Annotated in this window: 26 protein-coding genes; 15 read left to right on the top strand and 11 right to left on the bottom strand. The window is 37.2% G+C overall.

All coding sequences use genetic code 11. The annotated features are described in order from the left end of the window. Positions 1-4: 4 nt before the first annotated feature. The 6 genes from BGO84_RS15435 to BGO84_RS15410 form a co-directional block, all read right to left on the bottom strand. Positions 5-1,066: a bifunctional 3-deoxy-7-phosphoheptulonate synthase/chorismate mutase type II gene (locus tag BGO84_RS15435; protein WP_006842522.1), complete on the bottom strand. Its 1,062-nt coding sequence runs from the start codon at positions 1,064-1,066 to the stop codon at positions 5-7. Positions 1,067-1,235: 169 nt separating this feature from the next. Beyond that, positions 1,236-1,772, bottom strand: a complete 537-nt coding sequence (locus tag BGO84_RS15430; protein ID WP_291030527.1) for a transposase — start codon at positions 1,770-1,772, stop codon at positions 1,236-1,238. Positions 1,773-1,775: 3 nt separating this feature from the next. Next, the gene (locus BGO84_RS15425; RefSeq protein WP_291030525.1) at positions 1,776-2,945 is read right to left on the bottom strand and encodes an aminotransferase class I/II-fold pyridoxal phosphate-dependent enzyme; all 1,170 of its coding nucleotides are present in this window, start codon (positions 2,943-2,945) and stop codon (positions 1,776-1,778) included. A 38-nt stretch (positions 2,946-2,983) separates the two neighbouring features. Then, a complete protein-coding gene (locus BGO84_RS15420; RefSeq protein ID WP_135103901.1) occupies positions 2,984-3,826 on the bottom strand; it encodes a prephenate dehydratase in 843 nt (280 codons plus the stop codon). Between the two features lie 267 nt (positions 3,827-4,093). Then, the gene (locus tag BGO84_RS15415) at positions 4,094-5,191 is read right to left on the bottom strand and encodes a sialidase family protein (protein ID WP_291030523.1); all 1,098 of its coding nucleotides are present in this window, start codon (positions 5,189-5,191) and stop codon (positions 4,094-4,096) included. Between the two features lie 37 nt (positions 5,192-5,228). Next, complete coding sequence (locus BGO84_RS15410) at positions 5,229-6,560, bottom strand: PhoH family protein (protein ID WP_291030521.1); 1,332 nt, start codon at positions 6,558-6,560, stop codon at positions 5,229-5,231. A gap of 152 nt (positions 6,561-6,712) precedes the next feature. Between BGO84_RS15410 and kdsA the strand changes: the two genes are divergently transcribed. From kdsA to BGO84_RS15340, 14 genes are all read left to right on the top strand, one after another. Further along, positions 6,713-7,507 carry a 3-deoxy-8-phosphooctulonate synthase gene (gene kdsA, locus BGO84_RS15405; RefSeq protein WP_291030519.1) on the top strand — a complete coding sequence of 265 codons (795 nt, stop codon included), beginning with the start codon at positions 6,713-6,715 and terminating at the stop codon, positions 7,505-7,507. Further along, positions 7,508-8,218, top strand: coding sequence for a 2-phosphosulfolactate phosphatase (locus BGO84_RS15400; protein ID WP_291030517.1), 711 nt, complete (start codon positions 7,508-7,510; stop codon positions 8,216-8,218). A gap of 7 nt (positions 8,219-8,225) precedes the next feature. Further along, entirely contained in the window at positions 8,226-8,591 is a 366-nt protein-coding gene (locus tag BGO84_RS15395) for a YraN family protein (RefSeq protein WP_135103906.1), read from the top strand. A gap of 75 nt (positions 8,592-8,666) precedes the next feature. Then, positions 8,667-9,038, top strand: a complete 372-nt coding sequence (locus tag BGO84_RS15390; protein WP_291030515.1) for an MmcQ/YjbR family DNA-binding protein — start codon at positions 8,667-8,669, stop codon at positions 9,036-9,038. Continuing rightward, the gene (locus BGO84_RS15385; protein WP_291030513.1) at positions 9,035-9,775 is read left to right on the top strand and encodes a biotin--[acetyl-CoA-carboxylase] ligase; all 741 of its coding nucleotides are present in this window, start codon (positions 9,035-9,037) and stop codon (positions 9,773-9,775) included. Before BGO84_RS15390 ends, BGO84_RS15385 begins: the two co-directional genes overlap by 4 nt. 14 nt (positions 9,776-9,789) lie before the next feature. Then, entirely contained in the window at positions 9,790-12,126 is a 2,337-nt protein-coding gene (locus tag BGO84_RS15380; protein ID WP_291030511.1) for a glycoside hydrolase family 3 N-terminal domain-containing protein, read from the top strand. Positions 12,127-12,283: 157 nt separating this feature from the next. Continuing rightward, positions 12,284-12,739, top strand: a complete 456-nt coding sequence (gene argR / locus BGO84_RS15375) for an arginine repressor (RefSeq protein WP_291030510.1) — start codon at positions 12,284-12,286, stop codon at positions 12,737-12,739. 46 nt (positions 12,740-12,785) lie between these two features. Then, positions 12,786-13,388, top strand: a complete 603-nt coding sequence (locus BGO84_RS15370; protein ID WP_221411791.1) for a GNAT family N-acetyltransferase — start codon at positions 12,786-12,788, stop codon at positions 13,386-13,388. Further along, on the top strand, positions 13,385-14,584 hold the full coding sequence (locus tag BGO84_RS15365; protein ID WP_135103912.1) for an argininosuccinate synthase domain-containing protein: 1,200 nt from the start codon (positions 13,385-13,387) through the stop codon (positions 14,582-14,584). The genes BGO84_RS15370 and BGO84_RS15365 overlap by 4 nt, the downstream gene beginning before the upstream one ends. A 48-nt stretch (positions 14,585-14,632) precedes the next feature. Further along, positions 14,633-15,601, top strand: coding sequence for an N-acetyl-gamma-glutamyl-phosphate reductase (argC, locus tag BGO84_RS15360; protein WP_291030508.1), 969 nt, complete (start codon positions 14,633-14,635; stop codon positions 15,599-15,601). After that, positions 15,598-16,269, top strand: a complete 672-nt coding sequence (locus BGO84_RS15355) for a hypothetical protein (protein WP_291030506.1) — start codon at positions 15,598-15,600, stop codon at positions 16,267-16,269. Before argC ends, BGO84_RS15355 begins: the two co-directional genes overlap by 4 nt. Before the next feature lie 8 nt (positions 16,270-16,277). Continuing rightward, positions 16,278-17,408, top strand: coding sequence for a glycosyltransferase family 4 protein (locus BGO84_RS15350; RefSeq protein WP_291030504.1), 1,131 nt, complete (start codon positions 16,278-16,280; stop codon positions 17,406-17,408). A gap of 229 nt (positions 17,409-17,637) precedes the next feature. Beyond that, positions 17,638-18,990: a hypothetical protein gene (locus tag BGO84_RS15345; protein ID WP_291030502.1), complete on the top strand. Its 1,353-nt coding sequence runs from the start codon at positions 17,638-17,640 to the stop codon at positions 18,988-18,990. Between the two features lie 10 nt (positions 18,991-19,000). After that, a complete protein-coding gene (locus tag BGO84_RS15340) occupies positions 19,001-20,122 on the top strand; it encodes an aspartate aminotransferase family protein (RefSeq protein WP_291030500.1) in 1,122 nt (373 codons plus the stop codon). Positions 20,123-20,152: 30 nt separating this feature from the next. Here the strand turns inward: BGO84_RS15340 and BGO84_RS15335 are convergent, their stop codons facing one another. After that, a complete protein-coding gene (locus BGO84_RS15335) occupies positions 20,153-20,566 on the bottom strand; it encodes a DUF2752 domain-containing protein (RefSeq protein WP_291030498.1) in 414 nt (137 codons plus the stop codon). 63 nt (positions 20,567-20,629) lie between these two features. Further along, on the bottom strand, positions 20,630-21,013 hold the full coding sequence (locus BGO84_RS15330) for a CD225/dispanin family protein (RefSeq protein WP_135103918.1): 384 nt from the start codon (positions 21,011-21,013) through the stop codon (positions 20,630-20,632). A gap of 124 nt (positions 21,014-21,137) precedes the next feature. Between BGO84_RS15330 and BGO84_RS15325 the strand changes: the two genes are divergently transcribed. Then, the gene (locus tag BGO84_RS15325; RefSeq protein ID WP_291030496.1) at positions 21,138-21,875 is read left to right on the top strand and encodes a GH25 family lysozyme; all 738 of its coding nucleotides are present in this window, start codon (positions 21,138-21,140) and stop codon (positions 21,873-21,875) included. Positions 21,876-21,942: 67 nt separating this feature from the next. Here BGO84_RS15325 and BGO84_RS15320 read toward each other — a convergent pair whose 3' ends face one another. From BGO84_RS15320 to BGO84_RS15310, 3 genes are read right to left on the bottom strand one after another with little or no spacing between them, the layout of a single operon-like run. Beyond that, positions 21,943-24,003, bottom strand: a complete 2,061-nt coding sequence (locus tag BGO84_RS15320; protein ID WP_291030494.1) for a M13 family metallopeptidase — start codon at positions 24,001-24,003, stop codon at positions 21,943-21,945. Between the two features lie 14 nt (positions 24,004-24,017). Then, positions 24,018-24,686, bottom strand: coding sequence for a GDSL-type esterase/lipase family protein (locus BGO84_RS15315; RefSeq protein WP_291030492.1), 669 nt, complete (start codon positions 24,684-24,686; stop codon positions 24,018-24,020). A gap of 11 nt (positions 24,687-24,697) precedes the next feature. Then, entirely contained in the window at positions 24,698-26,635 is a 1,938-nt protein-coding gene (locus tag BGO84_RS15310) for an ABC-F family ATP-binding cassette domain-containing protein (RefSeq protein WP_291030490.1), read from the bottom strand. Between the last annotated feature and the right edge of the window lie 31 nt (positions 26,636-26,666).

Here is a 26,666-nt window from a genome sequence, read left to right as displayed (position 1 = left end):
ACGGTTACTTGTTTAATATCTCAACCTGTTGTCTTACAGATTCTTCGTGTATTGCTTCCAGAACCACACGCATAAAGTCAGGGTTCATACTCATAGATGTAGCCTGAGCAATTCGTTTCTGTAGAATTTCGTCATAACGGTCTGTCTGAACAACGGTTAAGTTGTGCTCTTTCTTGAAAGTACCTATTTCGCATGATATGCGCATACGTTTGGCAAGTAATTCCAGCAACTGATCGTCCAGTTCGTCTATTTGTCTGCGAAGGTCAGAAAGGTCTTCTGTCGATTGCTTACCATCACGAATAATAAGTGCTGTCAGTATTTCTTTTAGTCTCACCGGTGTTACCTGTTGAGAAGCATCACTCCAAGCATTTTCAGGGTCGCAATGAGTTTCTATAATCAATCCGTCATAGTTTAAGTCCATTGCTTGCTGGCATAGCGGCTGTATAAGGTCACGTTTTCCTCCGATATGACTTGGGTCACAAATAACAGGCAGATCAGGAAAACGACGTTTCAGTTCGATCGGTATATGCCATTGAGGCAGGTTTCTGTATATTTTCTTATCGTATGAACTAAATCCACGGTGTATTGCTCCTATCTTGGTCAGACCTACATTGCTGAGGCGTTCAAGAGCACCGATCCATAACTCTAAATCGGGATTAACAGGGTTCTTAACCAATACCGGGATATCAACACCCTGTAGCGCTTCTGCTATTTCCTGAACTGCGAACGGATTTGCTGTTGTACGGGCACCGATCCATAACATGTCTATCCCATATTTAAGGGCTTCATAAACGTGTTTCTGTGTTGCAACTTCAGTAGAAACGTACATTCCAGTTTCTTGTTTCACTTTTTTGAGCCAAGCAAGACCTTCGCTGCCAACTCCTTCAAATCCACCCGGTTTAGTGCGAGGTTTCCATATTCCGGCACGAAGGATTTTTATACCGTCTGCTGCTAGTTGCTTTGCAGTATTCATTACTTGTTCTTCGGTCTCGGCACTGCATGGACCGGCTATTACAAGAGGACGTTTCGGGTCAACTCCCGGAAGTAAAATTGAGTCTAGTTTCATATTTATTTTAATTTGTTTTTTGATTATTCTATATTTTAGCTAAAAAGTGACAAAAGTGACAACTTTTATTATGTTTTTATCTGTTACCTTTTATTTACTGTCTATAATTTAATACTCTATAATAGATAAATTTAGGCTATCCTGATTATCTGTTCTCCAATCTGAAACATTAAATATAATACTCGTCATTTTCCCAGTTATATGGATTGTTTGTTATATAATCAGATATATTCTGGTGTGATTTTTCATCTCTGATGATATGTTCATAATAATTACGCTGCCATATTCTTTGATCGTAGGGTTCCCAACCTAATTGAGTAACCCCATGGGTATATTTGACGGTCGTTATTGATTTAAAAGCTCCCAATATTTTGCCCAGAGTAGGGGCAATCCCTTGTGGTTGCCCATTCGTCTTTCGGATACCCACAAGGGGTATCCCTACATCTGTAATTTCTATTATTCCATGAAAATGATTTGGCATAATAATATAATTATGTAATTCTATATTCGAGAAACGTTTCTTTAAATTGTTCCACTCTGTATTTATCATCCTACCGGCCTCATTTAATACGATATCAGTGTTTTGTATTTTACCAAAGCGACAAATTCTATTCTCGCAACATATCGTCACGAAATATAATCCTATCTGACTGTAATCATAATTTGCGAATCGGATACTCCTCCGTTGAGGAAGTTTAGAAGACATATATTAATTTGTTACCTTTTTTATTCTTTCCAAGGCCTCTTTCAGCATGTCTTCATTGCAGCACAAAGAGATACGTATATATCCTTCTCCTTTGTTCCCGAAAATGAATCCCGGGGTTAAGAAAACATTCGTTTCGTATAAAATTTTGTCAGCCAATTCTTCGCTGCTTTTGTATTCTGCCGGAATCTTTCCCCAAAGAAACATTCCCGATTGTTTTTTATCAAAAGTGCAACCTAGCTCTTTCATAATAGCTTCTGCATATTGACGGCGATTAGCGTATAATTTGATATTGTTTTCTTTGTGCCATTCGTCCGAATTGTTCAGAGCGGCAATGGCTGCCAACTGTATAGGTTTTAGTATCCCACTCTCGATGTTGGTCAGAACCTTTAGCACCCATTGTATAAATTGTGCATTTGAAGCCAATGTCCCAATTCTCCATCCGGGCATATTGTGCGATTTACTCATCGAATTGAGTTCGATACATATATCTTTCGCTCCTTCTACTTGCAGTATGCTTAACGGCTTTTCGTTAAGAATAAGACTGTAAGGATTATCATGAGCTATGATTATGCCATGTTTCTTTCCAAAAGCAACTATTTTTTCAAATAATTCGATTGTAGCATTTGCCCCTGTAGGCATGTTAGGATAATTAATCCACATTAGCTTTACATTCGATAAGTCTAGCTTTTCCAATGCATCGAAATCCGGTTGCCAATTATTATTCTCATCCAAGTCGTAAGAGATAATATTTGCCCCAACAAGCTTGCTCACAGAACTATATGTCGGATACCCCGGATTAGGTACTAATACTCCGTCTCCCGGATTGAGAAATGCCAGAGAGATATGTAAGATCCCTTCTTTCGAGCCTATCAAAGGTTGTATCTCATTTGCAAAGTCCAGATTTACATTATAAGTTCTTTTATACCAATCAGCAAAAGCCTTACGCAACTCGTCAATACCCACATGTGGTTGATAGCCGTGTACATCTTTTTTTATTACAGATTCACATAGGGCTTTTGTGGTTTCTTCGGAAGGAGGGAGATCAGGACTTCCCACTCCGAGACTAATCACCTTTTTTCCCATTGCGTTCATTTCGGCTACTTCTCTTAGTTTTTTCGAAAAGTAGTATTCACTTACTGTATTAAGGCGGTCTGCCGGTACTATTGTTCTCATATTGTTATTAGCAGTTTGCTATTGTTAAATCGTGGTTTTTATAATTCGCTTTGTTTTCCGTTTGGATATTCTCCCAAAAGCTTTAGTTCGCTTGTTAAAGGGCGAATTGCTTGTAGCGATTGCTTGTATCGGGTAAGATCAGAAAATGTGAGGTCTACATAGAACTGATATTCCCATTCTCTGCCTATTATTGGTAGAGATTGTATCTTAGTCAAGTTGATGCCGTAGAAAGAAAATACGGATAATACTTTCGATAAGCTGCCTTCGCTATGTGGAGTTGTGAATACAATTGAAGATTTATTCAGCACTTCTCCTTTTTGTAGTTCGTCTACCACCCACGGATTGGCTATAATAAGAAAGCGAGTAAAATTGTGCTTATTTGTCTCAATTCCCCTCGCTAAGATGTTTAGTCCATAAATTTCTGCCGCTTTGGTGCTGCATATCGCAGCAGTGGTCGATAGATGTTTCTCTGCTACATCTTTTGCAGCCAAAGCCGTATCTTCATGCTCTATAATCCTAACACCCGGTAGTGTATCCAGGAATTCTGTACATTGCATGAGTGCAATTGGATGCGATTCCACTTCTTTTATATCATGAATTGTTTGTCCGGGCAATGCCGCCAGACAATGAGAGATGCGTTGTTTGTATTCTCCTGCTATAGGGAGTTTATTTTCTTTTAGCAGATCGTAGTTGCCCAAAAGGCTACCAGCTATAGTGTTCTCTATGGCTATAATCCCGATTGTATTCGGTTCTTTTTTGATTGTTGTGAAAATATCACGAAAAGTAATGCATGGAACAATTTCGACTTCTTCTCCGAAAAAATTCTCTGCGGCTATCCCATGATATGCACCTAATCCTCCTTGTATCGCAACTCTTTTCATAAAATGTTATCAAAAAAAAATCCCGTCATATTTGACAGGATTCCATATATTCTTGTTGTTTTAATTCACTCCAAATTTCTCATACAAAATCCTGTTCTACTTTCTAAAGTAAAAGTAAAAAAAGAAAAAGTATGTATAAGAAAAAATATTCATTCTAACGCTTGTTGTTTTAAATGTGATTACAAAAGTAATATTTTTTTGAATATTGCAAGCATTTCATTCTTTTTTTATTCAGAAAATTGTAAAAATGAGGATTTATAGTTGTTATTACCACTTTCCGTTTACGATTGTTTCACTTTTAAGTAGTGACGGATCAACTTTTACATATTTAATTTTTTCTCTCCGCCACGTGTATACTATGTGTATCATACCGTCTTCCCCTTGTATAACCGATGGGTAGGAATATTCCTTTATTGGCGAGTCTTCCAGAATGAGTGATGCTTTCCAGGTAATTCCATCGTCAGATAGAGCGACATTCAGTGGAGTACGAGCTTTATCCTTATATGCACTCTCTGATGCTGCTACATGATTGTACACCATTAGTTGGCGTCCGTCTTTGAGTGTTACGGCATCCGTCCCCGAGTTGTTATTGGGTAAGTAAAGAGCTATAGGATCGCTCCATGTTTCTCCTGCATCTTTCGAAAAAGCGGATATGATATGTTCGTTCTGAGAGCGACATACTATTTGCAATACATTATTGTTTAATGTTAATATACTTGGTTGAATAATATTCCAAGGTTTGCTGTTGATCGGAGATGTTTTTCTCCAAGTTTTCCCTCTGTCTTCGGTAAATTCCATGTGAACCTGCCATCCGTCGTTCTCGGTACTCGATGCGCAAATTAGTTTGTTACCAATCAGAATCGGTTTATTCTTTATTGGGCCCAGAAATCCTTCGGGCAGTGCTTCGGGCTTTGTCCATGTTTGTCCGTCATCGTATGAGCGGATTAAGTAAGCTGTCCAATCTTGCACATTCTTTCCTATTTTATAAAACAATAGCAATTCGCCATCGGGATATTGAAATAAGACCGGGTTATAGCAGGCCTTCCTTAAAGTATCGCTCACGATGCCATCCGCTACCTTCACCGGCGGAGTCCATCCTGTTGCAGTATGACGAGAAGTATATATATTGACTTCGGAGTGTCCTTCATATTTTCCGCCAAAAAATGCCGTAATCAAACCCGACGGGTTTTCAGCAATTGTAGCTGCATGGACCGAGGGGAATTCAGCAGAATCATAAATGAATTCATCCACTAGGATACCTTCTTTCCATTTATGATTATCTGCACTTTGGGCTAAACAAGGGATACTGAGTATACTTATTGTTGCGATCAGTATACTATAAGCTCTGAGATAGAATTTGTCCATTTATATTTCTTGAAATGTTATTGTTTTTAGATTGTTATTACAATAATATACTAGCTATCTCCGATAGTTTACTTCTTTCTCCTTTTATCAGATTGACATGTGCGAAAATATCTTGTCCTGTCATTTTATCTATCATGTAAGCCAACCCATTTGACTGAGCATCAAGATAAGGAGAGTCGATCTGTTGTAAATCTCCTGCAAAAATCATTTTCGTACCTTCACCTGCACGGGTTATAATCGTTTTTATTTCGTGAGGTGTCAGGTTTTGAGCTTCATCGATAATACAGATCATCTCTGATAAACTTCGTCCACGGATATAAGCTAATGCTTCTATTTCCAGCTTCTTACTTGCCTGCATCGCTTCTATATTCTTGTACTCAGCACCACCGTAAGGAATGTGATTTTTTATTACAGATAAATTGTCGAAAAGAGGCTGCATATAAGGTGCTATTTTTTGTTTTTCGTCACCGGGTAAGAATCCCAATTCTTTGTTCCCTAATGCAACGATCGGGCGGGCGAGGAGTATCTGGTCAAAGGTTTCACTTTGTTTCAATGCTGAAGCTAAGGCTAGTAACGTTTTTCCTGTTCCGGCTTTTCCTGTAAGTGCTACTAATTTTATTTCGGGATCGGTCAGCACCTCCATCGCAAATGTTTGTTCCGCATTTCGAGGTTGTATGCCGTAACAAATCTGCTTGTCTATTTTTTTTATCTTTTTAGTAAACGGATTGTATCTGGAGAGCACACTTTTTTTACCATTCTTCATAACGAAACATTCATTGGCATTAACCGAAGTTTCCAGATTAAACTGATCGAGATCAACGCCGTTCGGATTTGCATATAGTTCATCGATAACCGAAGACTCCATATCCTTGAATGTTTTGTGCTGTCTTTCAAATAAAAAGATATCAGGAACTTTGTCATTTATATAATCTTCTGCCAGAAGCCCGATTGCGCGAGCCTTCATTCGCAGGTTTATATCTTTGGTTACCAGTATGGTTTTTGTTTTGCTGTCGCGCTCCGAGATGTCAAGAACAGATGATAATATACGATGGTCGGGTATTCTCTCCGGAAATATCTCAGTTATCCTTTCTTGAGATTTTATACTTGTATCAATAAAGAGATTGCCTAAACCGTTGCCTAAAGATATTCCTTTCGTAAATAAGTTGTCGTCTGTTATTGCATCGAGCTGGCGGAGAAATTCGCGGGCATTATAGTTAATCTGATCATTCCCTTTTTTGAACTTGTCCAGTTCTTCCAAAACTACAATGGGAATATATATGTCATTTTCTTCAAAATTATCTAAGCACCTGAAATCATGTAGTATTACATTTGTATCCAATACAAAGTTTTTCTTTTTGGCTTTTCCCATAATTATCATGTTTTTTTATATAACAATAAAAATAGCTTAATTCCTTTAATATTGCTAATAAATAATATCAATGACAAACCTAAAATTTCTGAAAATGGCAGAATGTTTGTACCTTTGAACACTATTTTATCTAGTAATCAAACAAATAAAAAATGAATATAGAGAACTTAAAAAATGATAATTTTTTCTTGCTGGCAGGACCATGTGTTATCGAGGGAGAAGAAATGGTACTTCGTATTGCAGAAAAAGTTAAAACTATAACAGATAGACTAAATATTCCCTATGTATTTAAGGGTTCCTATAAGAAAGCAAATCGATCACGTGTAGATTCTTTCACCGGGATTGGAGACGAAAAGGCTTTAAAGATACTTCGTAAGGTAGGTGAGACTTTTGGTATTCCTACCGTAACGGATATTCACGAAACTCATGAGGCTGCAATGGCCGCAGAATATGTTGATATTTTGCAGATTCCGGCATTTCTTTGCCGTCAGACTGACTTGCTCATCGCAGCTGCTAAGACAGGTAAAATAGTAAACATAAAGAAAGGTCAGTTTCTGGCTCCGAGTGGAATGCAGTTTACAGCGCAGAAAGTATTGGATTCGGGAAATAAGAATGTAATCCTTACAGACCGTGGTACATCTTTTGGCTATTCTGATCTTGTGGTAGACTTTCGAGGAATACCTGAAATGAAAGAATTTGGTTTTCCTGTCGTATTGGATGCAACACACTGCCTGCAAAAGCCGAATCAGGCTTCGGGTGTAACAGGGGGGCAACCAAAATTGATAGAAACGATGTGTAAAGCGGGTATTGCTACAGGGGTAGATGGATTATTTATAGAAACACACTTCGATACAGCAAATGCATTGTCGGACGGAGCTAATATGCTTCCGCTAGACCAGCTTGAAGGACTTATGGAGAAATTAGTAAGAATAAAAGCTGCGCTATAGATGAAAGTTGATGTTTGTTTTTCTCCTGCTTTGTATCCTTACTATGCCGATAGCAATAACTATATTGTAGTAGTGGTTGATATATTCAGGGCTACTACAACCATGTGTGCTGCCCTGAAAAATGGAGCTAAGTGTATTATTCCGGTAGCTTCTATCGAAGAAGCCCAACAATATAAACCTAAAGGATACTTGGTTGGTGCAGAACGGAATGTGAAACGTTGTGATTTTGCTGACTTTGGAAACTCACCGTTTGACTATACAGAGGACAGGGTAGAGAGTAAAGAAATTGTGTTTACAACGACAAACGGAACTCAGGCAATTGAAGCCGCTGCAAATGCAGATATTTTGACTATCGGAGCTTTTTCGAATATAAGTGCATTGACTGAATTTTGCATACAAAAGCAAAAAGATGTAATGATACTCTGTGCGGGGTGGAACAATCGTTTTAATATTGAAGATACGTTATTTGGCGGAGCTTTAGCTGATAGGTTGGTGGCAAAAGGATATGCGTCTGCTTCAGATGCCACTCAGGTTGCTTTATCGATGTGGCAAGAGGCAAAGTCTGATTTAAGAGGCTATATTAATCGTACCGAACATATCAAGCGGCTTGAAGCAAATAACTTGCAAGATTCTGTTGGATACTGCTTAACTGTGGATACTGCAAATCTCGTTCCTTTGTATGATAATGTAAATAAGGTTTTAAAGCTTTAAGTAGTCTATGGCTGAGCATAATGATCTTGGAAAAAAAGGTGAGGAAGCAGCAGTTAATCTTCTTAAACAAAAGGGGTACAAGATCATTGAGCAAAATTGGACTTATGAGAAATACGAAATAGATATTATTGCTCGAAACGAAGAGTTTATTATTTTTGTAGAAGTAAAGACAAGAAGTAGTAATTATTGGGGACATCCGGAAGACGCAGTATCGAAACGGAAAATAAAAAGGATTGTAGAGGCGGCAGATTTCTATTTGAAAGAATTTAATATAGATTTACCGGCCCGCTTTGATGTTATTGCAGCAATTTGGACAGGACAAAAGTTCGAAATAGACCATATAGATGATGCATTTTTTGCGCCTATAAACTGATACCTCATTATTTGCGATCATCTGTATAAATTTAAGAAAATCTTATTTGAAGAAAAAGATCTAATAAATCAGAAAATGAATATAGAAGAAGCGCGCGAAGCCTGTATTGCTATAAAAGGAGCGACAGAGACATTTCCTTTTGGAGAGGATGTCTTAGTTTACAAGATCATGGATAAGATGTATGCTTATATGGCGTTGGATAGTAAAGATGGAGAATTTTGGCTTAACCTCAAGTGTGATCCGGAGAAAGCTATCGAGCTGCGTGAAGAATATACGGGAATAAAACCCGGATTTCATTCTAATAAAAAGTATTGGAATACAATTGTTCTTGATAGCGATGTGCCTGATAAACTTATTAAAGAATTGATTCTTCACTCAGTAGACGAAGTTATAAAGAAACTACCCAAAGTAAAGCAAACAGAATATAATAACTTACCAAATAGTTGACGACTGTGCCTGAGATAATTCACATTAGCGAGACTAACTCGACTAATAATTATTTAAAAGAACTACTCCAGACACAGAATGTTGATGAAGGTACTGTCGTTTGGGCAGATTTTCAGTCGGCAGGGAAAGGTCAGCGAGGGAATGGCTGGGAGTCGGAAGCGGGAAAAAATATTCTTTTTAGTATTGTCTTGTTCCCTGGCTTTATAAAAGCGGGAGAGCAATTTATACTATCACAGATTGTATCTCTAGCCGTAGCAAATTGTCTGCAAGAATATACAAAGAGTATATCTATAAAATGGCCTAACGATATCTATTGGAATGAAAAGAAAATATGTGGTATCCTATTAGAAAACACTATTCTCGAAGATAATATAGGTCATTCTGTTGCCGGTATTGGCATTAATATCAATCAGGAAAATTTCAGAAGCGATGCTCCGAATCCTGTATCTCTGAAACAGATAACTAACAGAGACTATAATCTTGAGGAAATACTAAAGACTGTTGTTGATAATATCAATGTGTACTACCAGCAAATAAAAATAGGAAAGGCCGATTCTCTGATAAAACAATATAAAGAATCTCTTTTCAGGAAAGATGGTTGTCATCTATACAATGATGGAATATCGGATTTCCTTGCCCGAATACAAGATGTTGATTCTTCGGGACTCCTTATTTTAAAAACGAAAGAAGGCGAAGAAAGACATTTTGCCTTTAAAGAAGTTAAATATATCATATAAGAACACATATACTTATGAATTATTTTAAATTAAGCATTATTGCTCTCTTTCTATTTCAAACAATAAGTGCTCAACAAGCGTATAAGTACAAAAATCCAAAGCTGTCAAGCGAAGAGCGTACTGTCGATCTTATCAGTCACATGACTTTGGAGGAAAAAGTAGGTCAGTTGCTTTGTCCTCTTGGTTGGGAGATGTATGAACGGAACGGAGATCAGGTGACACACTCTAAAAAGTTTGAAGAGTATGTTCAACAGCGTCATATAGGTATGCTCTGGGCTACTTTTAGGGCAGACCCATGGACTAAAAAAACATTAGAAAACGGATTGAGTCCGAAGTTGGCAGCTAAAGCGGGTAATGCTTTACAGCGCTATATAATGGAGAATACACGCTTGGGTATTCCTATTTTTCTAGCTGAAGAGTGTCCTCATGGGCATATGGCGATTGGTACTACTGTTTTCCCTACAGCAATAGGGCAAGCGGCAACATGGAACCCTAGTCTTATACAACAAATGAGTGCGGTAATATCCAAAGAAGCACGTTCTCAGGGTTCGCATATCGGATATGGTCCCGTCTTAGATTTGGCAAGAGAAGCCAGATGGTCTCGTGTGGAAGAAACGTATGGAGAAGATCCTGTATTGATCTCTAAAATGGGAGAAGCCTTTGTGACAGGTTTTGGTAGTGGAGATTTGAGTAAACCATACAGTTTGATTTCTACTTTAAAGCATTTTGTTGCTTATGGAATCCCCGATGGTGGACATAATGGTAATAGCAATAGTGTGGGAATGCGCGACTTGAAGGAAAACTATTTACCTCCATTCGAAAAAGCTGTTAAAGCAGGGGCTTTGTCTGTGATGACTGCTTACAACTCTGTAGATGGTATTCCTTGTACATCGAACGAATATTTGCTAAAGGATGTACTATGCAAAGATTGGGGTTTTAAAGGCTTTACTGTGTCTGATTTGGGTAGTATCGAAGGATTGAGAGGAAGTCACTATGTTGTATCAACAATACAGGAAGCTGCTATATTATCCTTAACGTCAGGACTTGATTGCGACTTGGGTGGTAATGCTTTCTTTACATTGTCTGACGCTGTAAAAAAAGGCATGGTTAGTGAAACTCAGATTGACTCGGCTGTATATAAAATACTTAAATTGAAATTCGATATGGGACTTTTCGAAAATCCATATGTCGATGAAAACAATGCACAACAGGTTGTTAGAACACAAGAAAACAAGGCATTGGCAAGACAAGTAGCAAGAGAGTCGATTGTATTACTCGAAAACAAAAATAATGTCTTACCTCTTAATAAGAGTAGGATAAAGAAAATTGCTGTGATAGGTCCTAATGCTGATAATGTATACAATCAGTTAGGTGATTATACTGCACCACAGGATGATAGTAATGTTAAGACTGTTTTGGATGGTATCAGATCTAAACTTAAACAATCGCAAATAGAATATGTAAAAGGCTGTGCTATCAGAGATACCCTAAACACTGATATAGATAAGGCTGTGCAGGCCGCCCTGAGATCAGATGTGGCTGTCGTTGTGATTGGAGGTTCCAGTGCACGTGATTTTAAAACAAAATATATAGAAACAGGTGCTGCTGTTATTGATGAGCATAGTATAAGCGATATGGAGAGCGGCGAAGGCTTTGATAGAGTTAGTTTAGATCTTATGGGAAAACAATTAGAGCTATTGAAGGCTATAAAAGCCACCGGCAAACCTTTTGTCGTGGTGTATATTCAAGGTCGTCCGCTGAATATGAACTGGGCAGCAGAGAATGCAGATGCACTACTGTCAGCTTGGTATCCGGGACAAGAAGGCGGCAATGCGATAGCTGATGTTCTGTTTGGTGAATATAACCCTGCGGGACGTTTACCAATGTCAGTAGCCAAATCGGTAGGGCAATTGCCTGTATATTATAATCACAGGAACCCGGCAAGCCATGATTATGTGGAGATGACTAGCAAGCCATTGTATAGTTTCGGTTATGGGCTTAGCTTTACCAGTTTCGAATACAGTAATCTGAAGATTAATAAGAGCAATTCAGATGTTGAGGTTGCTGTAGAACTTCGAAATTCTGGAAATCTTGATGGAGACGAAGTTGTTCAGCTATACCTCAGAAATAATAGGGCTTCTGTTGTGCAGCCCATTATGCAGTTGAAAGCCTTTGAAAGAGTCAATTTGAAGAAAGGTGAGACCAAAACGATTAAGCTTCTACTGACAAAGGACGACTTTTCTATTATAGATAAGAAAATGAATAGAGTTGTTGAGCCGAACGGAGACTTTACTTTTATGGTAGGTAGTTCTTCTGATAATATTAAATTACAAGAGAAAATATCATTATAAAGATAAGTTTGTAAGAGATAAAGCATAGCAAATCAAATTTGATGAAGACTGTAGTATATTGCTACAGTCTTTTTTATTTATATATTTTATACATTAAAAATTTCAAATATGCAATATAATGTATATTTTTGCATCTTGTTTGTATATTTATACATGTATGACTAAAAGATTCAGACACAAAATAATAAAAGAAGTGCTTCAGACTAATGAAATAAATAGTCAGGATATGCTGCTTAAGATACTTACAGAAAAGGGTTTTGAGCTTACTCAGGCTACGCTGTCGCGCGATATCAAAGAATTGAAAATAGTTAAAGCACCGACATCGAAAGGTACATATACATATCAGTTATCAGAAGCGAAGGTTACGACTACGGAAGAATCCCCGCTTTCATCCTTTGGGTTTGTAGGGATAGAATTCTCAGGACAACTGGCTATAATCAAAACCCGTCCGGGATATGCAATGGCGATAGCGGGTGAAATAGACAATAAAGCTTCAAAATATATTTTGGGTACAGTGGCCGGTGATGATACGATACTGATTATACCAAAAGAAAATGTGAGCCGAGAGGAAGTGATAGCTTCACTATCTACCTTTATTCCAAACATTGAATAGATCAACTAAAATGAACAATATAGAAGAACTTGTGTTAGACAAAAAAATGGAGGCGCAACAACAACTCACCATACAAATAGCCGGAGAAGAGCATCTTGGCTATGTACAAACAATATTAGATACTATAGAAGCTGCTGCAAAAGTTCGGGGTACAGGGATTGCAAAACGTTCACCTGAATATTTGGAACTTAAAATAAAAGAAGGCAAAGCAATTATAGCCCTTATCGGGGAAGAGTTTGCTGGTTTTTGCTATATCGAATCGTGGGGAAACAAACAATATGTTGCTAACTCGGGACTTATTGTTGTCGAGAAGTTTAGACAACATGGCTTAGCGAAAAAAATCAAGCAACATGCTTTTTCGCTGGCCAGAGCGATGTTTCCTGATGCAAAGGTATTTGGTCTGACTTCGGGAGCAGCTGTAATGAAAATAAATACCGAACTTGGTTATGTGCCTGTGTCATTTGCTCAGCTGACGGATGATGACGCTTTCTGGCGTGGTTGTCAAGGTTGTGTAAATTACGATGTGCTTACTCGTACCGAGCGTAAATACTGTATTTGTACAGCGATGCTTTTCGATCCGGAGAAGCAAAAAGACAAGAAAGAAATAAAAACAATCATAAAAGACCTAAAAAAGCAATTGAAGAAATGAAAAAGAAAGTCGTTTTAGCATTCAGTGGGGGATTAGATACATCGTTTTGCGCTAAATATTTATCTGCTGACCTTGGTTATGAGGTATATACAGCAATTGCAAACACGGGTGGATTTACTGCTGACGAACTTAAGGTTATAGAGCAAAAGGCATATAAACTGGGTGCTGCAAAACATGTTAGTCTTGATATAACACAAGAGTATTATGAGAAAAGTATCAAATATATGATCTTTGGCAATGTGCTTCGCAACGGCACATACCCTATATCTGTTAGTTCGGAGCGTATTTTTCAGGCAATTGCTATTATCAACTATGCAAAAGAAATAGGTGCTGACGCTGTAGCGCATGGAAGCACTGGTGCCGGAAATGATCAGGTTCGTTTCGACCTGACTTTTGATGTGCTTGCACCGGGCATCGAAATAATTACTCCAACACGTGACTTGCTGCTCACTCGTGAATATGAAATCAATTATCTGAAAGAGCATGGGTATGAAGCAGATTTCACAAAAATGGAGTATTCTATCAACAAGGGTCTTTGGGGTACAAGTATCGGTGGAAAAGAAACATTGAAATCGAATCAAACTCTTCCAGAGGAAGCATACCCTTCTCAATTGAAAAAACAAGACTCAGAAATGCTGACTATTGATTTTGAAGAAGGTGAAATAGCTGCTGTTAACGGTGAAAAATATACTGATAAAGTAAAGGCGATACAGAAAATTGAAGAAATTGCTTCCGCTTACGCTATAGGTCGAGATATGCATATAGGTGATACTATTATTGGTATTAAAGGACGTGTAGGTTTTGAAGCCGCTGCACCTATTGTTATCATCAATGCTCATAAAATGTTGGAAAAACATACACTTACCAAATGGCAACAATATTGGAAAGATCAGGTAGGTAACTGGTATGGCATGTTTTTACATGAAGCGCAATACCTAGAGCCTGTGATGCGAGATATAGAAGCGATGCTCGAAAGTTCGCAGCGCAATGTCTCAGGTCGTGTTATCATAGAACTGAAACCTTATCATTATACTCTTGTAGGGGTTGAAAGTGATTTCGACTTGATGAAAGCAGACTTTGGTGAATATGGCGAAATGAACAAAGCTTGGACTTCCGACGATGCCAAAGGATTTACCAAGATATATGCTATGACAAATAAGATATATCATAGTGTGCAGAAGAAAAACGGAAAATAATATTTAAGATCAACCACACCGTTCACTCTGTGGTAAATATAAAAATAAATGATAAAAGCAGGAATAATAGGTGGAGCAGGCTATACAGCCGGAGAACTGATAAGGATATTACTCAATCATCCACAGGTAGAACTTGTATTCGTAAATAGTACAAGTAATGCAGGGAATAAGCTGACAGATGTACATGGAGGCCTCTTGGGAGAAACAGATATGAGTTTCACCGATCAATTACCCTATAACAAGATTGATGTTTTATTCTTCTGCACAGCACATGGCGATACTAAGAAGTTCTTGGATGCGAATGATATCCCCGATCACCTGAAAATAATTGACCTTTCTACAGATTATCGACATAAAGCAGTAGGAAATAAGTTTATTTATGGTCTTCCTGAGTTGAATAAAGAAGAAATCAAGCAGTCTTCCTATGTGGCTAATCCGGGATGTTTTGCAACAGCTATACAGTTAGGATTGTTACCTTTGGCAAAAGCAAATAAGCTGACTGCTGAGATTCATGTGAATGCTATTACAGGATCTACCGGGGCAGGGGTGAAGCCTTCTGCTACATCTCATTTCAGTTGGCGTGAAAACAATATATCAGTTTATAAAGCTTTCGAACATCAGCATCTGACGGAAATCAAACAGTCGCTAAATCAGTTACAGGTAAATTTTGGTGAAGATATTAATTTTATCCCTGTGCGTGGAAACTTCACGAGAGGTATTTTTGTATCTACCTATATCAATTACGACGGTACAATAGAGGATGCAGAGAAATTGTATAAAGATTATTACAAGGATAGCCCGTTTACGATTATATCGGATAAGAATATCGATTTAAAACAAGTTGTAAATACAAATAAATGTGTTTTACATCTTGAGAAACATGGTAATAAACTGCTTATTCTTTCATGTATCGACAATTTAGTAAAAGGAGCTTCCGGTCAGGCAGTGCATAATATGAATCTGATTTTTGGTTTGGAAGAAACTATAGGGTTGAATTTGAAAGCATCTGCTTTTTGAAAGAAATAATTATGTATACGCCACCTAACAATTCAGAGAAATCTAAGCATCCTATCCTTATTGAACTGGATGGTATTCTAAAGAAAGATGTGCAAAAGGAGAAAAGAGATGAACTTTTCTTAAATTTTTATAAGCGTAATCTAAGTTTTTTTGATGATTTAGAGAATGCGAATACAAATATTACAACTTCAAAGTTTATCTATCTGAAAATAATGTACATAAGGATCCTTGATGATAAAGGAGAGTATAAGAAAGGGAAAATAGTAGCTGATCAACTAGAGGTTCTAATAGGCAAATTGGATAAAAACTACTATGAGTATAATACTCTGTATATCGCAAGTAAAAAATGGATTGCGATTAATTTAGGGAGATTAAAAAAGTATAGGGCATCTAATAGAATATTTAAAGAATTGCTCAAGTTAGATGAGTATAAAGAGTTTTATCAAAAATGGATAGTTCATAATACGGAATGGATTATCTCACCTTATGCTTATACACTGGCGGGTCTTTTACTATTGTGGTCTTTTAGAAAAGTGTTTTTTAGTGTAGATATAGCAGTTCCTTTTGGTTTTTCACTGTTAATTATAATATTAATAGGATTATTGTTAATATATATATTTTTCTCCCATAAAATAATTCATTATTTTGTAGTCAGAAGATGTAAATAACAATCATTATGAACATAACCTATGTAACAAACTTTCCATCCACAGACATAAAGCATTGGTCCGGCACTGTGCATTTTATGGCAACAAATCTGGCTAAATACTCCAATGTGGATTATATAACAGGTTTGCAGGAAGATTGGACATTCTCTCTGAAGGTGAAGAATAAGTTATATGGGCAAAACAAAATATATCGTGCAGACCGGTCACCCGAATTCGGAAAAAGTTATGCAAAACAGATATCAGCACATCTGAATCCGACTACAGATATATTATTTTCTCACAGCTCTACTCTTATGTCTTATCTGAAAACAAATAAGCATAAGGTCATATATACTGATGCTACATTTGCTTCGATGATAAATTACTATGACTATTTTTCAAATCTTAGTCAGCAGTATATTAAAGAAGGAAATCAGATGGAGCAATTATCATTAGACTCAAGTAGTTTGGCTATTTATAGTTCTCAGTGGGCTGCAGATAGTGCAATCAAAGATTATGATGCTGATAGTGATAAAGTAAGGATTGTACCCTTTGGTGCAAATATCTCTACTCAGAAAATATCTTTAGAGGAGATAAAAGGTATACTTAAAAAAAGAAGTACAGATGTTTGTAAGATTCTTTTCCTAGGTGTTGACTGGTTTCGCAAAGGTGGAGATATTGCCATCGATGCTGTTAGGTATTTGAATGAAGAACTACGTCAACCAGCTGAATTACATATTGTAGGTATCGATGATTTGCCGGTAGAAAACTTACCACCTTATATAATCAATCATGGGCGTATAAGTAAAGCCACTCCCGAAGGCATGAAAAAGGTAGAAGATTTGATTTTGCAAAGCCATTTTCTTTTTATTCCCTCACGGGCAGACTGTACACCGATTGTTTTTTCTGAAGCTATGTCGTATGCAGTTCCGTGTGTATCGGCTGCAACAGGAGGAATTCCTTCTATCGTGAATGATACGAATGGAATAATCCTTAGTTCCCAAGTAGAACCTAAAGAGTATGCGCAACAGATATATAAAACATTCGAAGACAAAGACTATTATAATGAGTTGGCTCTGTCGGCTTACCATGACTTCGAATCCCGATTGAATTGGGATACAGCAATGAAGACCATTATAGGTTATATGAAAGAATTGTAAGGATTATATTCCGCTTATAAGATTATCTATTATAGAAGTTTTTTAAGGATAAAGTAACAATAAAGAGTATACTGATAAGTGTTACTTTTACATACGCTTCGCTCCTGTGACCGTTGGTTGCCACCTTTTAATAGAAAGTCAGAGTTCTTAAAATAAAAAACTATAAGGTTTATGGAAAAAGGTTCTACAGTATATCTATTTTGTATAGAACCGATAAAATCTTATAATCATGAAATATATGAAATTTGAAGTAGACAGTCAGACGAAGAAGGACCTTGAAATCTTTGAAACAGTCAAAGAAGGATTGTCTGTTGTTGGTTTATTTAATCATACACAGTGCATTGGAGGTAAGAAAAAGTTATACGAGTATCTTGCTAATCCTTTGGCTGACTATAAGCAGATCACGGAAAGAAAGGAGACGATTGCCTTTTTTCATAAGCATTTCCCGGATGGTCTGAATCTTGATAAGGATGCTTTGGATTTTACTGAATACTATCTACGGCAGCCCGATTATCCGACACGGATGCCTTCTTGGTTTACGGCTATAGAGAAAATGATTGCGGACAAGATAAGTACAAGCAGTAATGAATACTACCTTGCCGAAAAAGGGGTTACTTCGACAGTAGACCTCCTAAAGAATATATATGAATTTTCTATTATCTTGGCTGACAAACTTAAAGAAGGAGATGCTCCTGTATTCTTAGTGAAGAATAACGATATTGTTCTGGAGCTTTTCCAAAAAGAGGCATACAAAGAGATAAAGGATATGAAGAAATACAAGTCTTATGATATAATGAGGCTCGATTATATGTTTCGTTACACCGATAAGAAACATATACATTTCTTCCTAGACCTTGTACATGAATATGATGCCTTGTTTGCGGTGGCCAAAGCGGCTGCTAAATATCATTTACAATACCCTGAAATATTATCTGAAACAGAGACTGTGCTTGATTTGGAAGGGCTATTCCATCCTTTTGTAGAGAATGCTATCTCGAATGATGTGCATTTCGACAACCAGTCGAATCTATTATTCATATCGGGACCTAATATGGCGGGTAAATCAACATTCCTAAAAGCGCTAGGTGTGGCTGTATACTTGGCACACGCAGGTTTTCCTGTTCCTGCCGGTAAAATGAAAATCGGTATTTTGTCTGGATTGAGTACAACTATAAATATTTCGGATAATCTGAGTACAGGTTATAGCCATTTCTATGCAGAGGTAATGAGGATCAAGGATGTGGCTCATAGGCTGGAAGCAAATAACAGAATATTGGTTCTATTCGACGAGCTGTTCAGAGGAACAAATGTGAAAGATGCTTACGATGGAACAGTAGCGGTTGTTTCTGCCTTTGCTAAAATTAGAACCTCGTTTTTTGTTATCTCAACCCATATTGTAGAAGCGGCAAGAGAGTTGGAATCAAAAGCTAATATTCAGTTCAGTTACTTTGATATAAAGGAAGAAGACGGGCATCCGGTTTATACATATAAATTGAAAGAGGGGGTATCGGATGTAAGACTTGGGATGTATATAATAAATAAAGAGGGTGTGATAGATTTGATAAATAATATAACTAATTAATATATACAAAATGAAATTATTTGATGTGTTCCCACTGTTTGATATTAACATAGTGAAAGGTAATGGATGCTATGTATATGATGACAAGGGAAATGAATACTTGGATTTGTATGGCGGGCATGCTGTGATATCCGTAGGACATACTCATCCGTACTATGTAGAAAAGCTAACAGATCAATTGAATAAGCTTGGGTTTTATTCAAACTCTGTTATAAACAAATTACAACAGGAGGTTGCTCAAAAACTTGGAGAACAATGTGGTTATCCCGATTATTTTTTATTTCTGATAAATTCGGGTGCAGAAGCAAATGAAAATGCCATAAAGCTTGCTTCCTTCCATAATGGACGAAAAAAGGTGTTAGCTTTTGCGAAAGCGTTTCATGGGCGCACTTCAGCTACAGTTGCGGCTACAGATATTCCGGCATATTCAGCTCCTGTGAATATGAATCCGAACTATGTGTTTGCTCCATTTAATGATATTGAATTTATAAAGAAAGAGCTTGCTACTAAAGAATATTCATCTGTTTTGATTGAAGGTATTCAGGGTGTTGCAGGAATACAAGTTCCTGAGGACAGCTTTTTAAAGCAGCTTCGTGATGTTTGTACCGAGACAGGAACGATCCTTATATTGGACGAAATACAATCGGGATATGGGCGTAGTGGTAAGTTTTTCGCTCACCAGTATGCAGATATACAAGCTGATATTATAACTGTAGCTAAAGGTATCGGTAATGGTTTCCCTATGGCAGGCGTGCTCATCAATCCGATGTTTAAGGCTGTATATGGTCAGCTTGGTACTACCTTTGGTGGAAATCATTTGGCTTGTGCTGCTGCTATTGCAGTATTGGATATTATGAAAGAAGAGAGGCTGGTCGAGAATGCTTACAATGTTGGTGAATACCTGATGCAAGAGTTGAAAAAGATTCCTCAGATAAAAGAAGTTCGTGGACGAGGATTGATGATTGGGATGGAATTTAACGAACCTATTAAAGAGAAACGTTCGAAGCTTCTTTTCGAAGAGAAAGTATTTACAGGAGCTACAGGAACTCATGTGTTCCGCTTATTGCCTCCTCTTTGTTTGACTATCGATCAGGCAAATATATTCCTCGAAAGATTTAAGAAAGTAATATAATGAAAAGTGGCGAAAGCCACTTTTTTTCTTTTACCGAGGAGGAGATAAGTAAATAAAAGGAGATATGGGTATGTTTCGTAGAATAAAGAATATGACTAATACGGCGATAAAGATATATCCCAGCTTCCCCGAAAAGTTAAAGTATTTCAGATAGTTCTTATTCTTTAATATGTAAACCTGAGCTAAGAGGAAATATATATATAGCAAGAAGGGGAGTATAATTATTAATAGAGCATTATACCGTAATGCTTGCAATATATTTCCGTGTAGCAGATGGTAAAAAGATCGTTGACCGCCACATCCGGGGCACTGAAGTCCTGTTAGCTCGTGAAAACTACACTGTTTGCTCCATATATTCCCTGTTGTTGCATAATAATTGTAATAGACAAATGCTATGATTAAAGGAATAGCTATGATAATGATATATCCTATATATTTTCTCATATAAAAAAGGAAAGGTAATTGCTACGATTACCTTTCCAAATATATTAATAATTTAGTATTTATTTATTCAGCATATTTTAGAACCTCTTTGTATTGTTCAAGTACAGCATCCATTCCGCCTGTGATAAACATAATAATACCATAGATTAAATTGAGAGCGAATAATCCGATGGCAATCAGAGCAAAAATCTTAGCCTTTTGTGCATTTCCCTGTGCTGCCTCATATTCTCCTGCATTATATTTTGAATCTACTTGTGTAGAAAATACGATTGCAATAACACCTAATATCAGTCCTATACAGCATGGAGAGCATAGTCCTAGTACTGTACCTACAATTGATAAGACCAAGTTATTATCGGGTTTAACAGGTTTAGCAAAATCATCTAAATTATTAGCCTGATAGGGAGAAGATTGGTAATCTTGATTTTCTGTATTAAATTCTGACATAACTATCTGATTTTTAAGATTAATAATTTTTATCAAAAATAAATATAATTTCTACATATTAAAAGAAAATAGTAATTATTATCTTCACTAAAAATAATATTATCGTGTTAACTTTAATATCTGTATGAAAAAGAAACTCATCATATATTCTTCCCTTGGTGCAATACTGATTATAGCTGTTGTTATAACCGGATTGTATTTTGCTTATACCAAAGGGTATATACGAATGAACTACCCTTCTTTTGAAGAGTATTCGGTACAAGGCATAGATGTTTCTCATCATCAACAAACAATTGATTGGGGAAAATTAGACAAGCAATCCGTTCAATTTGCTTTTATAAAAGCTACAGAAGGAGGTAATCATAAAGATTCTCTTTTTCAGGAAAACTGGAGACTAGCCATTCATCATAATGTACCGGTAGGTGCTTATCATTTTTTTACATTTTGTAAAGATGGAGATGCACAGGCCCGAAATTATATTCATTATGTACCTAAAGATAGTATAGACCTTCCGCCTATTATCGACTTGGAGTATGGCGGAAATTGTCAGCAGGAAAATCGTAAAGAAGATATTATCGCAGAAATTGCCAAGTTTATAGAGATTCTGGAAAATCATTATCAACGGAAGGTGCTTATCTACACTACAAATGAGTTCTATAAAAACTACATGATCGGACAGTTCGTTGATAATCCCATTTGGATAAGAGATATAGTTTCTAAGCCAAAGCTGCCTGATGGGCGTAAATGGTTGTTTTGGCAATATACGAATAAAGGGAAAATAGAAGGTATAAAAACGGATGTTGACCTGAACGCATTTGCTGGAACTAGAGAGGAATTTGATCAACTGATAAAGAAAGATTGATAATAAGGCTATAAAATAAAAATGGGTTCGTAGAAAACGAACCCATTTCTTTTAAAACCTATTTATATTACCAGATATCAGCTCTCTTTTCTTTTGGAATATATAGAGAATCTTTTTCTGTGATATTAAATGCTTTATACCATGCATCGATATGAGGTAATGTGCCATTTACACGCCATTTACCTAAAGAATGCGGGTCTGTTTTTGTACGACGTAGGATTTCTGCATCACGAATATTACCTGCCCATACTCCTGCATAAGATAAGAAGAAACGTTGAGCCGGAGTAAAGCCGTCTATTTTATCGCCTTTTTTAGCTTCATCTGTTTTTTCGAATGCATTGTATGAAATTTGAAGTCCACCAAAGTCTCCGATGTTTTCTCCCAAAGTAAATGTTCCATTAGCAAATACACCCGGAAGAACCTCTATTTTGTTGAAGTGTTGAACAAGTACCTGAGCTCTTTCGTTAAATTTCTTAGAGTCTTCTTTTGTCCACCAGTCCGACAGGTTACCCTCTTTGTCATATTTAGATCCTTGATCGTCAAATCCGTGAGACATTTCATGACCGATAACAACACCGATAGCTCCATAGTTAACCGCATCATCTTCGTTTAGATAGAAGAATGGTGGTTGTAAAATTCCCGCCGGGAAACAAATTTCATTCGTTGTTGGATTATAGTATGCATTCACCATTTGCGGAGGCATATGCCATTCGCTCTTATCTACAGGCTTGTTGATCTTTTTGATCATTTCGTTATGATCGAACTCACTTGCCCGTACTACATTTTCCCAATAAGAGTCTTTCTTTATATTAAGCGTTGAATAGTCTTTCCATTTGTCCGGATAACCAATCTTAACAGTAAAAGAGTTCAGTTTTTCCTGAGCTTTAGCTTTCGTTGCATCGCTCATCCATGTCAAGTTGTTGATGCGTTCGCCCAATGTTACCTGCAGATTCTTCACCAACTTCAGCATTCTTTCTTTAGCTTCAGCTGGGAAGTATTTTTCTACATACATTTGACCTACAGCTTCACTAAGAGCTCCATCCACAACTCCTACAGCACGCTTCCAACGAGGTTGTAATACTTTGCGACCACTAAGTTGTCTTCCGTAGAAGTCAAAGTTTGCATTTACAAAATTGTCGCTAAGATACCCGGCTGCAGAATTGATCAAGCACCATGAAAGATAAGCTTTCGATTCATCAATAGGCAGTGTATGTATCAAATTTACGGCTGTTGCAATCGGTTTTACCTGAGCTACATTAATTTCTGTAAAATCTTTAGCATCGGCTGCATCGAAGAAGGCTTTCCAGTCAAAATTAGCTACTGATTTATTCAAATCGGTAACATTCATTTTGTGATAATTCAATTCTGGAATTCTGGTGTCTTCTTTTTTGAAGTGATCTTTTGCTAAAGCTGTTTCTATTTTTAGAACTACGTCAGCTGATTTTTGTGCATCAGCTTCGCTGTAGCCCGCATTTACAAATTGAGTCTTTATCAAGTTGAGATATCCTTTACGGATAGCAACCGATGTAGAGTCTTGTGCTACGTAATAATCGCGTTCTCCTAATCCGAGACCTCCCTGGTATAGTTGAACAATATTCATAGAACTATTCTTGTCGTCGGCACCTACATATAGACCAAAGAATGGAGAGTTCGCATATTTTCTTAGTTCTCCCGTTAGTTTTACTATATCAGCTGTTGTAGAAGCTTTGTTTATATTATCCAACTGAGCTTTTATTGGTTTTGCTCCGTCGGCATTGAGCTTCGTACTATCCATTCCCAACGCAAACAGGTCTCCAATCTTCTGAGCGATAGAACCTTGATCATGTTTTGTTTTACCCAATTCTTCAATAAGACCTTTTACTTGCTCTTGATTTCGTTCAGCTAATTGATCGAATGAACCATAGCGTGCATATTCGTCTTTCATAGGGTTTGCCTTTGCCCAACCGCCTGTAGCGTATTGGTAAAAGTTATTGCCGGGGATAGCTGTAATATCCAAATTGGCAGTATCAAATTTCTGTGCGATATTCATAATATCAGCATCCGAGTCCTGTGCGCTTGCCTTTTGTTTACAGCTCACTTGCGTTAGAGCGAGAGCGGCAATCGGTAAATAGAAATAGATTTTGTTCATATAAATTAAATTAGTTACTCCTCTACATATTTTCGTATTTGGTCTACCCAAACTGTGTATCCGTTATCGTTCAGATGCAATCCGTCCGTTGTGTATCTGGCATCTAAGGTTCTGTCTTCGCTCAAAAATGCAGGATAAATATTGATAAAGGTTATATTCTCCTTTTCACAGAAAGCTTTTAACTCTTTATTCAACTGTTCTATCTGCCACTCTTTATTCAACATTCGTTGATATACATTTCTATTGTTGTTGATTGGCAATAGACTTTGAACATAGATTTTTGTATAAGGCGAGCCTGTTTCTATTTGGTAGATGATAGACTTGATGCCTATCATTATTTTCTCATTCGATCTGCTGAGAGATATATCATTGATTCCTGCCATGAGGAATACTTTCTTTGGCTTAGCAATTATAATTTCGTTTAACCGATTGAGCATCCCCAATGTATTGTCACCCGCTATGCCTCTGTTTACAGGTTTTTGAGTAGGGAAGTATTCATTCCATTTACCGCCTTGTGTCAAACTATTCCCTAAAAATATTATTTGCCCATTAGTCAGAGGGGTTGCCTTGAAGTAAGCCATTCTTTCGAGATAGGTTTTATTTTCAAGGATATTTTCTTGTATTTCTTGTGCCGATAAAATCATAGTACAAAATAACATTAAAATAGACAATATAGTTCTCATAGAATGCAAATTTAGTCTTTCGAAATATTTTGAAGTTCAACAGTCAATTCTTCCCATTTGAGCATATCGTCTTCCAACTCTTTTGATAATAGTCCATGTCTTTCGAATAGAGAAGCGTCGGCCGCACCTTCCGGTGTTGTTAGTTTAAGTTCTATTTCGGCTATTTCGTTCTCTTTACTTTCTATACTTTTTTCTATATCCGAAATTTGTTTTTCTACTCTTTTTATTTGACGAGCTAATTCTTTTCGCTCTTCGTAAGATAACTTATTTACAGATTCTTGATCTGTAGTCTTGTCTGATTCATTAAGCGGAGATGTAGAGACTTCAAGTTCTTTGAGGCTATCCATTTTTTTCTTTTCAAGAAATTCATAGATTCCGCCTAAGTGCTCTATTACTTGTTGGTTACCAAATTCATAAACTTTTTCTACAAGCCCGTTTAAGAAATCTCGATCATGGGATACTACGATAACTGTTCCGTCAAATTCTTTAATCGCCTTCTTCAAAACATCCTTCGAACGCATATCGAGGTGATTGGTCGGCTCATCGAGAATAAGCAGATTGACGGGTTCGAGTAATAAGCGTATCATTGCCAAGCGGCTACGTTCTCCACCGGACAATACTTTTACTTTTTTGTCAGAAGCTTCTCCCCCAAACATAAAGGCTCCCAATATGTCTCTGATCTTAGTTCGTATATCACCTACAGCCACATAGTCTATTGTTTCGAACACGGTGTGATCCCCGTTTAATAACTGTGCTTGATTCTGTGCGAAGTAGCCTATTTTTACATTATGTCCTAGTTCGAGTTTGCCTTTGAAGTCAATCTCGTTCATAATGCATTTCACTAAGGTAGATTTCCCTTCTCCATTCTTCCCAACAAAAGCTACTTTATCTCCTCTATGTATCGTAAATGTTACATCTTTGAAGATCAGATGATCTCCATAGCTTTTTTCTACATTTTCTACAATTACAGGATAAGAACCTGAGCGTGGTGCAGGAGGAAATTTAAGATTCAGCATAGCATTATCTTCATCGTCTACCTCCAGCCGTTCTAGCTTATCCAATTGCTTTATGCGTGATTGTACTTGTACCGATTTTGTCGCTTTGTAGCGGAAACGCTCTATAAACTCTTCGGTTTTCTGTATTTGCTTTTGCTGATTTTCAAAAGCACGTATTTGATGCTCGCGGTGCTCCTGCCTCAGTTCCACATATTTGGTATAGGGTACTTTATAATCGTAAATACGTCCGAGAGATATTTCTATTGTGCGTTGGGTTACAGCATCCAGAAAAGCACGGTCATGCGATACAAGTAAGACGGCATTGGCACGGGTCGAAAGAAATGTTTCGAGCCACTGGATCGACTCTATATCAAGGTGGTTAGTCGGTTCGTCGAGTAAAAGTACGTCTGGACGTTGAAGAAGCAGTTTCGCTAATTCGATACGCATGCGCCATCCTCCACTAAATTCACTTGTCGGACGTTCAAAGTCTGTACGTTTAAAGCCGAGACCAGTCAGTGTTTTTTCTATTTCTGCCTGAAAGTTACCGCCCCCCGACATCATAAACTCCTCGTTGAGATAAGATGATTTCTCAATCAGGTTGTGATAGGCTTCCGACTCATAGTCGGTTCTTTCAGCCAACTGCTTATTTACATACTCTAATTCGGTTTCTATCTTCTGTATGTGAGAAAATGCTAAAGAAGCCTCTTCAAAAACAGTATTACCTTCTTTTAGGGTCATGTGCTGCGGCAGATAACCGATCGTTATGTCTTTGGGTACGGAAAGATTTCCTCGTGTAGGAGCTTGCAGCCCCGCAAATATTTTAAGCATGGTTGATTTACCTGCTCCATTTTTACCAACAAGGGCTATTCTCTCCTTCTTGTTGATAACAAAAGATATATCGTCAAAGAGGCTGAAACCTCCAAATTCTACCGTTAGTCCTTCTACTGAAATCACATCAATTAAGTTTATAAAACGTACAAAAATA

Source organism: Dysgonomonas sp. 37-18 (assembly GCF_001899125.1).
In the GTDB taxonomy this organism is placed as follows: Bacteria; Bacteroidota; Bacteroidia; order Bacteroidales; family Dysgonomonadaceae; genus Dysgonomonas.
Note: the sequence above shows the minus strand (reverse complement) of the source record. Positions and strands in the feature narration are given on the sequence as shown.

Bases quoted from the DNA above. Each gene is read 5' to 3' on its own strand.
- BGO84_RS15400 (WP_291030517.1), top strand. From the start codon at position 7,508: ATGAAAGTTGATGTTTGTTTTTCTCCTGCTTTGTATCCTTACTATGCC.
- BGO84_RS15330 (WP_135103918.1), bottom strand. From the start codon at position 21,013: ATGTCAGAATTTAATACAGAAAATCAAGATTACCAATCTTCTCCCTAT.
- BGO84_RS15390 (WP_291030515.1), top strand. From the start codon at position 8,667: ATGAATATAGAAGAAGCGCGCGAAGCCTGTATTGCTATAAAAGGAGCG.
- BGO84_RS15415 (WP_291030523.1), bottom strand. From the start codon at position 5,191: ATGGACAAATTCTATCTCAGAGCTTATAGTATACTGATCGCAACAATA.
- BGO84_RS15425 (WP_291030525.1), bottom strand. From the start codon at position 2,945: ATGAGAACAATAGTACCGGCAGACCGCCTTAATACAGTAAGTGAATAC.
- BGO84_RS15435 (WP_006842522.1), bottom strand. From the start codon at position 1,066: ATGAAACTAGACTCAATTTTACTTCCGGGAGTTGACCCGAAACGTCCT.
- BGO84_RS15345 (WP_291030502.1), top strand. From the start codon at position 17,638: ATGAAATATATGAAATTTGAAGTAGACAGTCAGACGAAGAAGGACCTT.
- BGO84_RS15395 (WP_135103906.1), top strand. From the start codon at position 8,226: ATGGCTGAGCATAATGATCTTGGAAAAAAAGGTGAGGAAGCAGCAGTT.
- BGO84_RS15320 (WP_291030494.1), bottom strand. From the start codon at position 24,003: ATGAACAAAATCTATTTCTATTTACCGATTGCCGCTCTCGCTCTAACG.
- BGO84_RS15350 (WP_291030504.1), top strand. From the start codon at position 16,278: ATGAACATAACCTATGTAACAAACTTTCCATCCACAGACATAAAGCAT.
- BGO84_RS15365 (WP_135103912.1), top strand. From the start codon at position 13,385: ATGAAAAAGAAAGTCGTTTTAGCATTCAGTGGGGGATTAGATACATCG.
- argR (WP_291030510.1), top strand. From the start codon at position 12,284: ATGACTAAAAGATTCAGACACAAAATAATAAAAGAAGTGCTTCAGACT.
- argC (WP_291030508.1), top strand. From the start codon at position 14,633: ATGATAAAAGCAGGAATAATAGGTGGAGCAGGCTATACAGCCGGAGAA.
- BGO84_RS15315 (WP_291030492.1), bottom strand. From the start codon at position 24,686: ATGAGAACTATATTGTCTATTTTAATGTTATTTTGTACTATGATTTTA.
- BGO84_RS15335 (WP_291030498.1), bottom strand. From the start codon at position 20,566: ATGAGAAAATATATAGGATATATCATTATCATAGCTATTCCTTTAATC.
- BGO84_RS15420 (WP_135103901.1), bottom strand. From the start codon at position 3,826: ATGAAAAGAGTTGCGATACAAGGAGGATTAGGTGCATATCATGGGATA.
- BGO84_RS15340 (WP_291030500.1), top strand. From the start codon at position 19,001: ATGAAATTATTTGATGTGTTCCCACTGTTTGATATTAACATAGTGAAA.
- BGO84_RS15410 (WP_291030521.1), bottom strand. From the start codon at position 6,560: ATGGGAAAAGCCAAAAAGAAAAACTTTGTATTGGATACAAATGTAATA.
- BGO84_RS15380 (WP_291030511.1), top strand. From the start codon at position 9,790: ATGAATTATTTTAAATTAAGCATTATTGCTCTCTTTCTATTTCAAACA.
- BGO84_RS15325 (WP_291030496.1), top strand. From the start codon at position 21,138: ATGAAAAAGAAACTCATCATATATTCTTCCCTTGGTGCAATACTGATT.
- BGO84_RS15370 (WP_221411791.1), top strand. From the start codon at position 12,786: ATGGAGGCGCAACAACAACTCACCATACAAATAGCCGGAGAAGAGCAT.
- BGO84_RS15430 (WP_291030527.1), bottom strand. From the start codon at position 1,772: ATGTCTTCTAAACTTCCTCAACGGAGGAGTATCCGATTCGCAAATTAT.
- kdsA (WP_291030519.1), top strand. From the start codon at position 6,713: ATGAATATAGAGAACTTAAAAAATGATAATTTTTTCTTGCTGGCAGGA.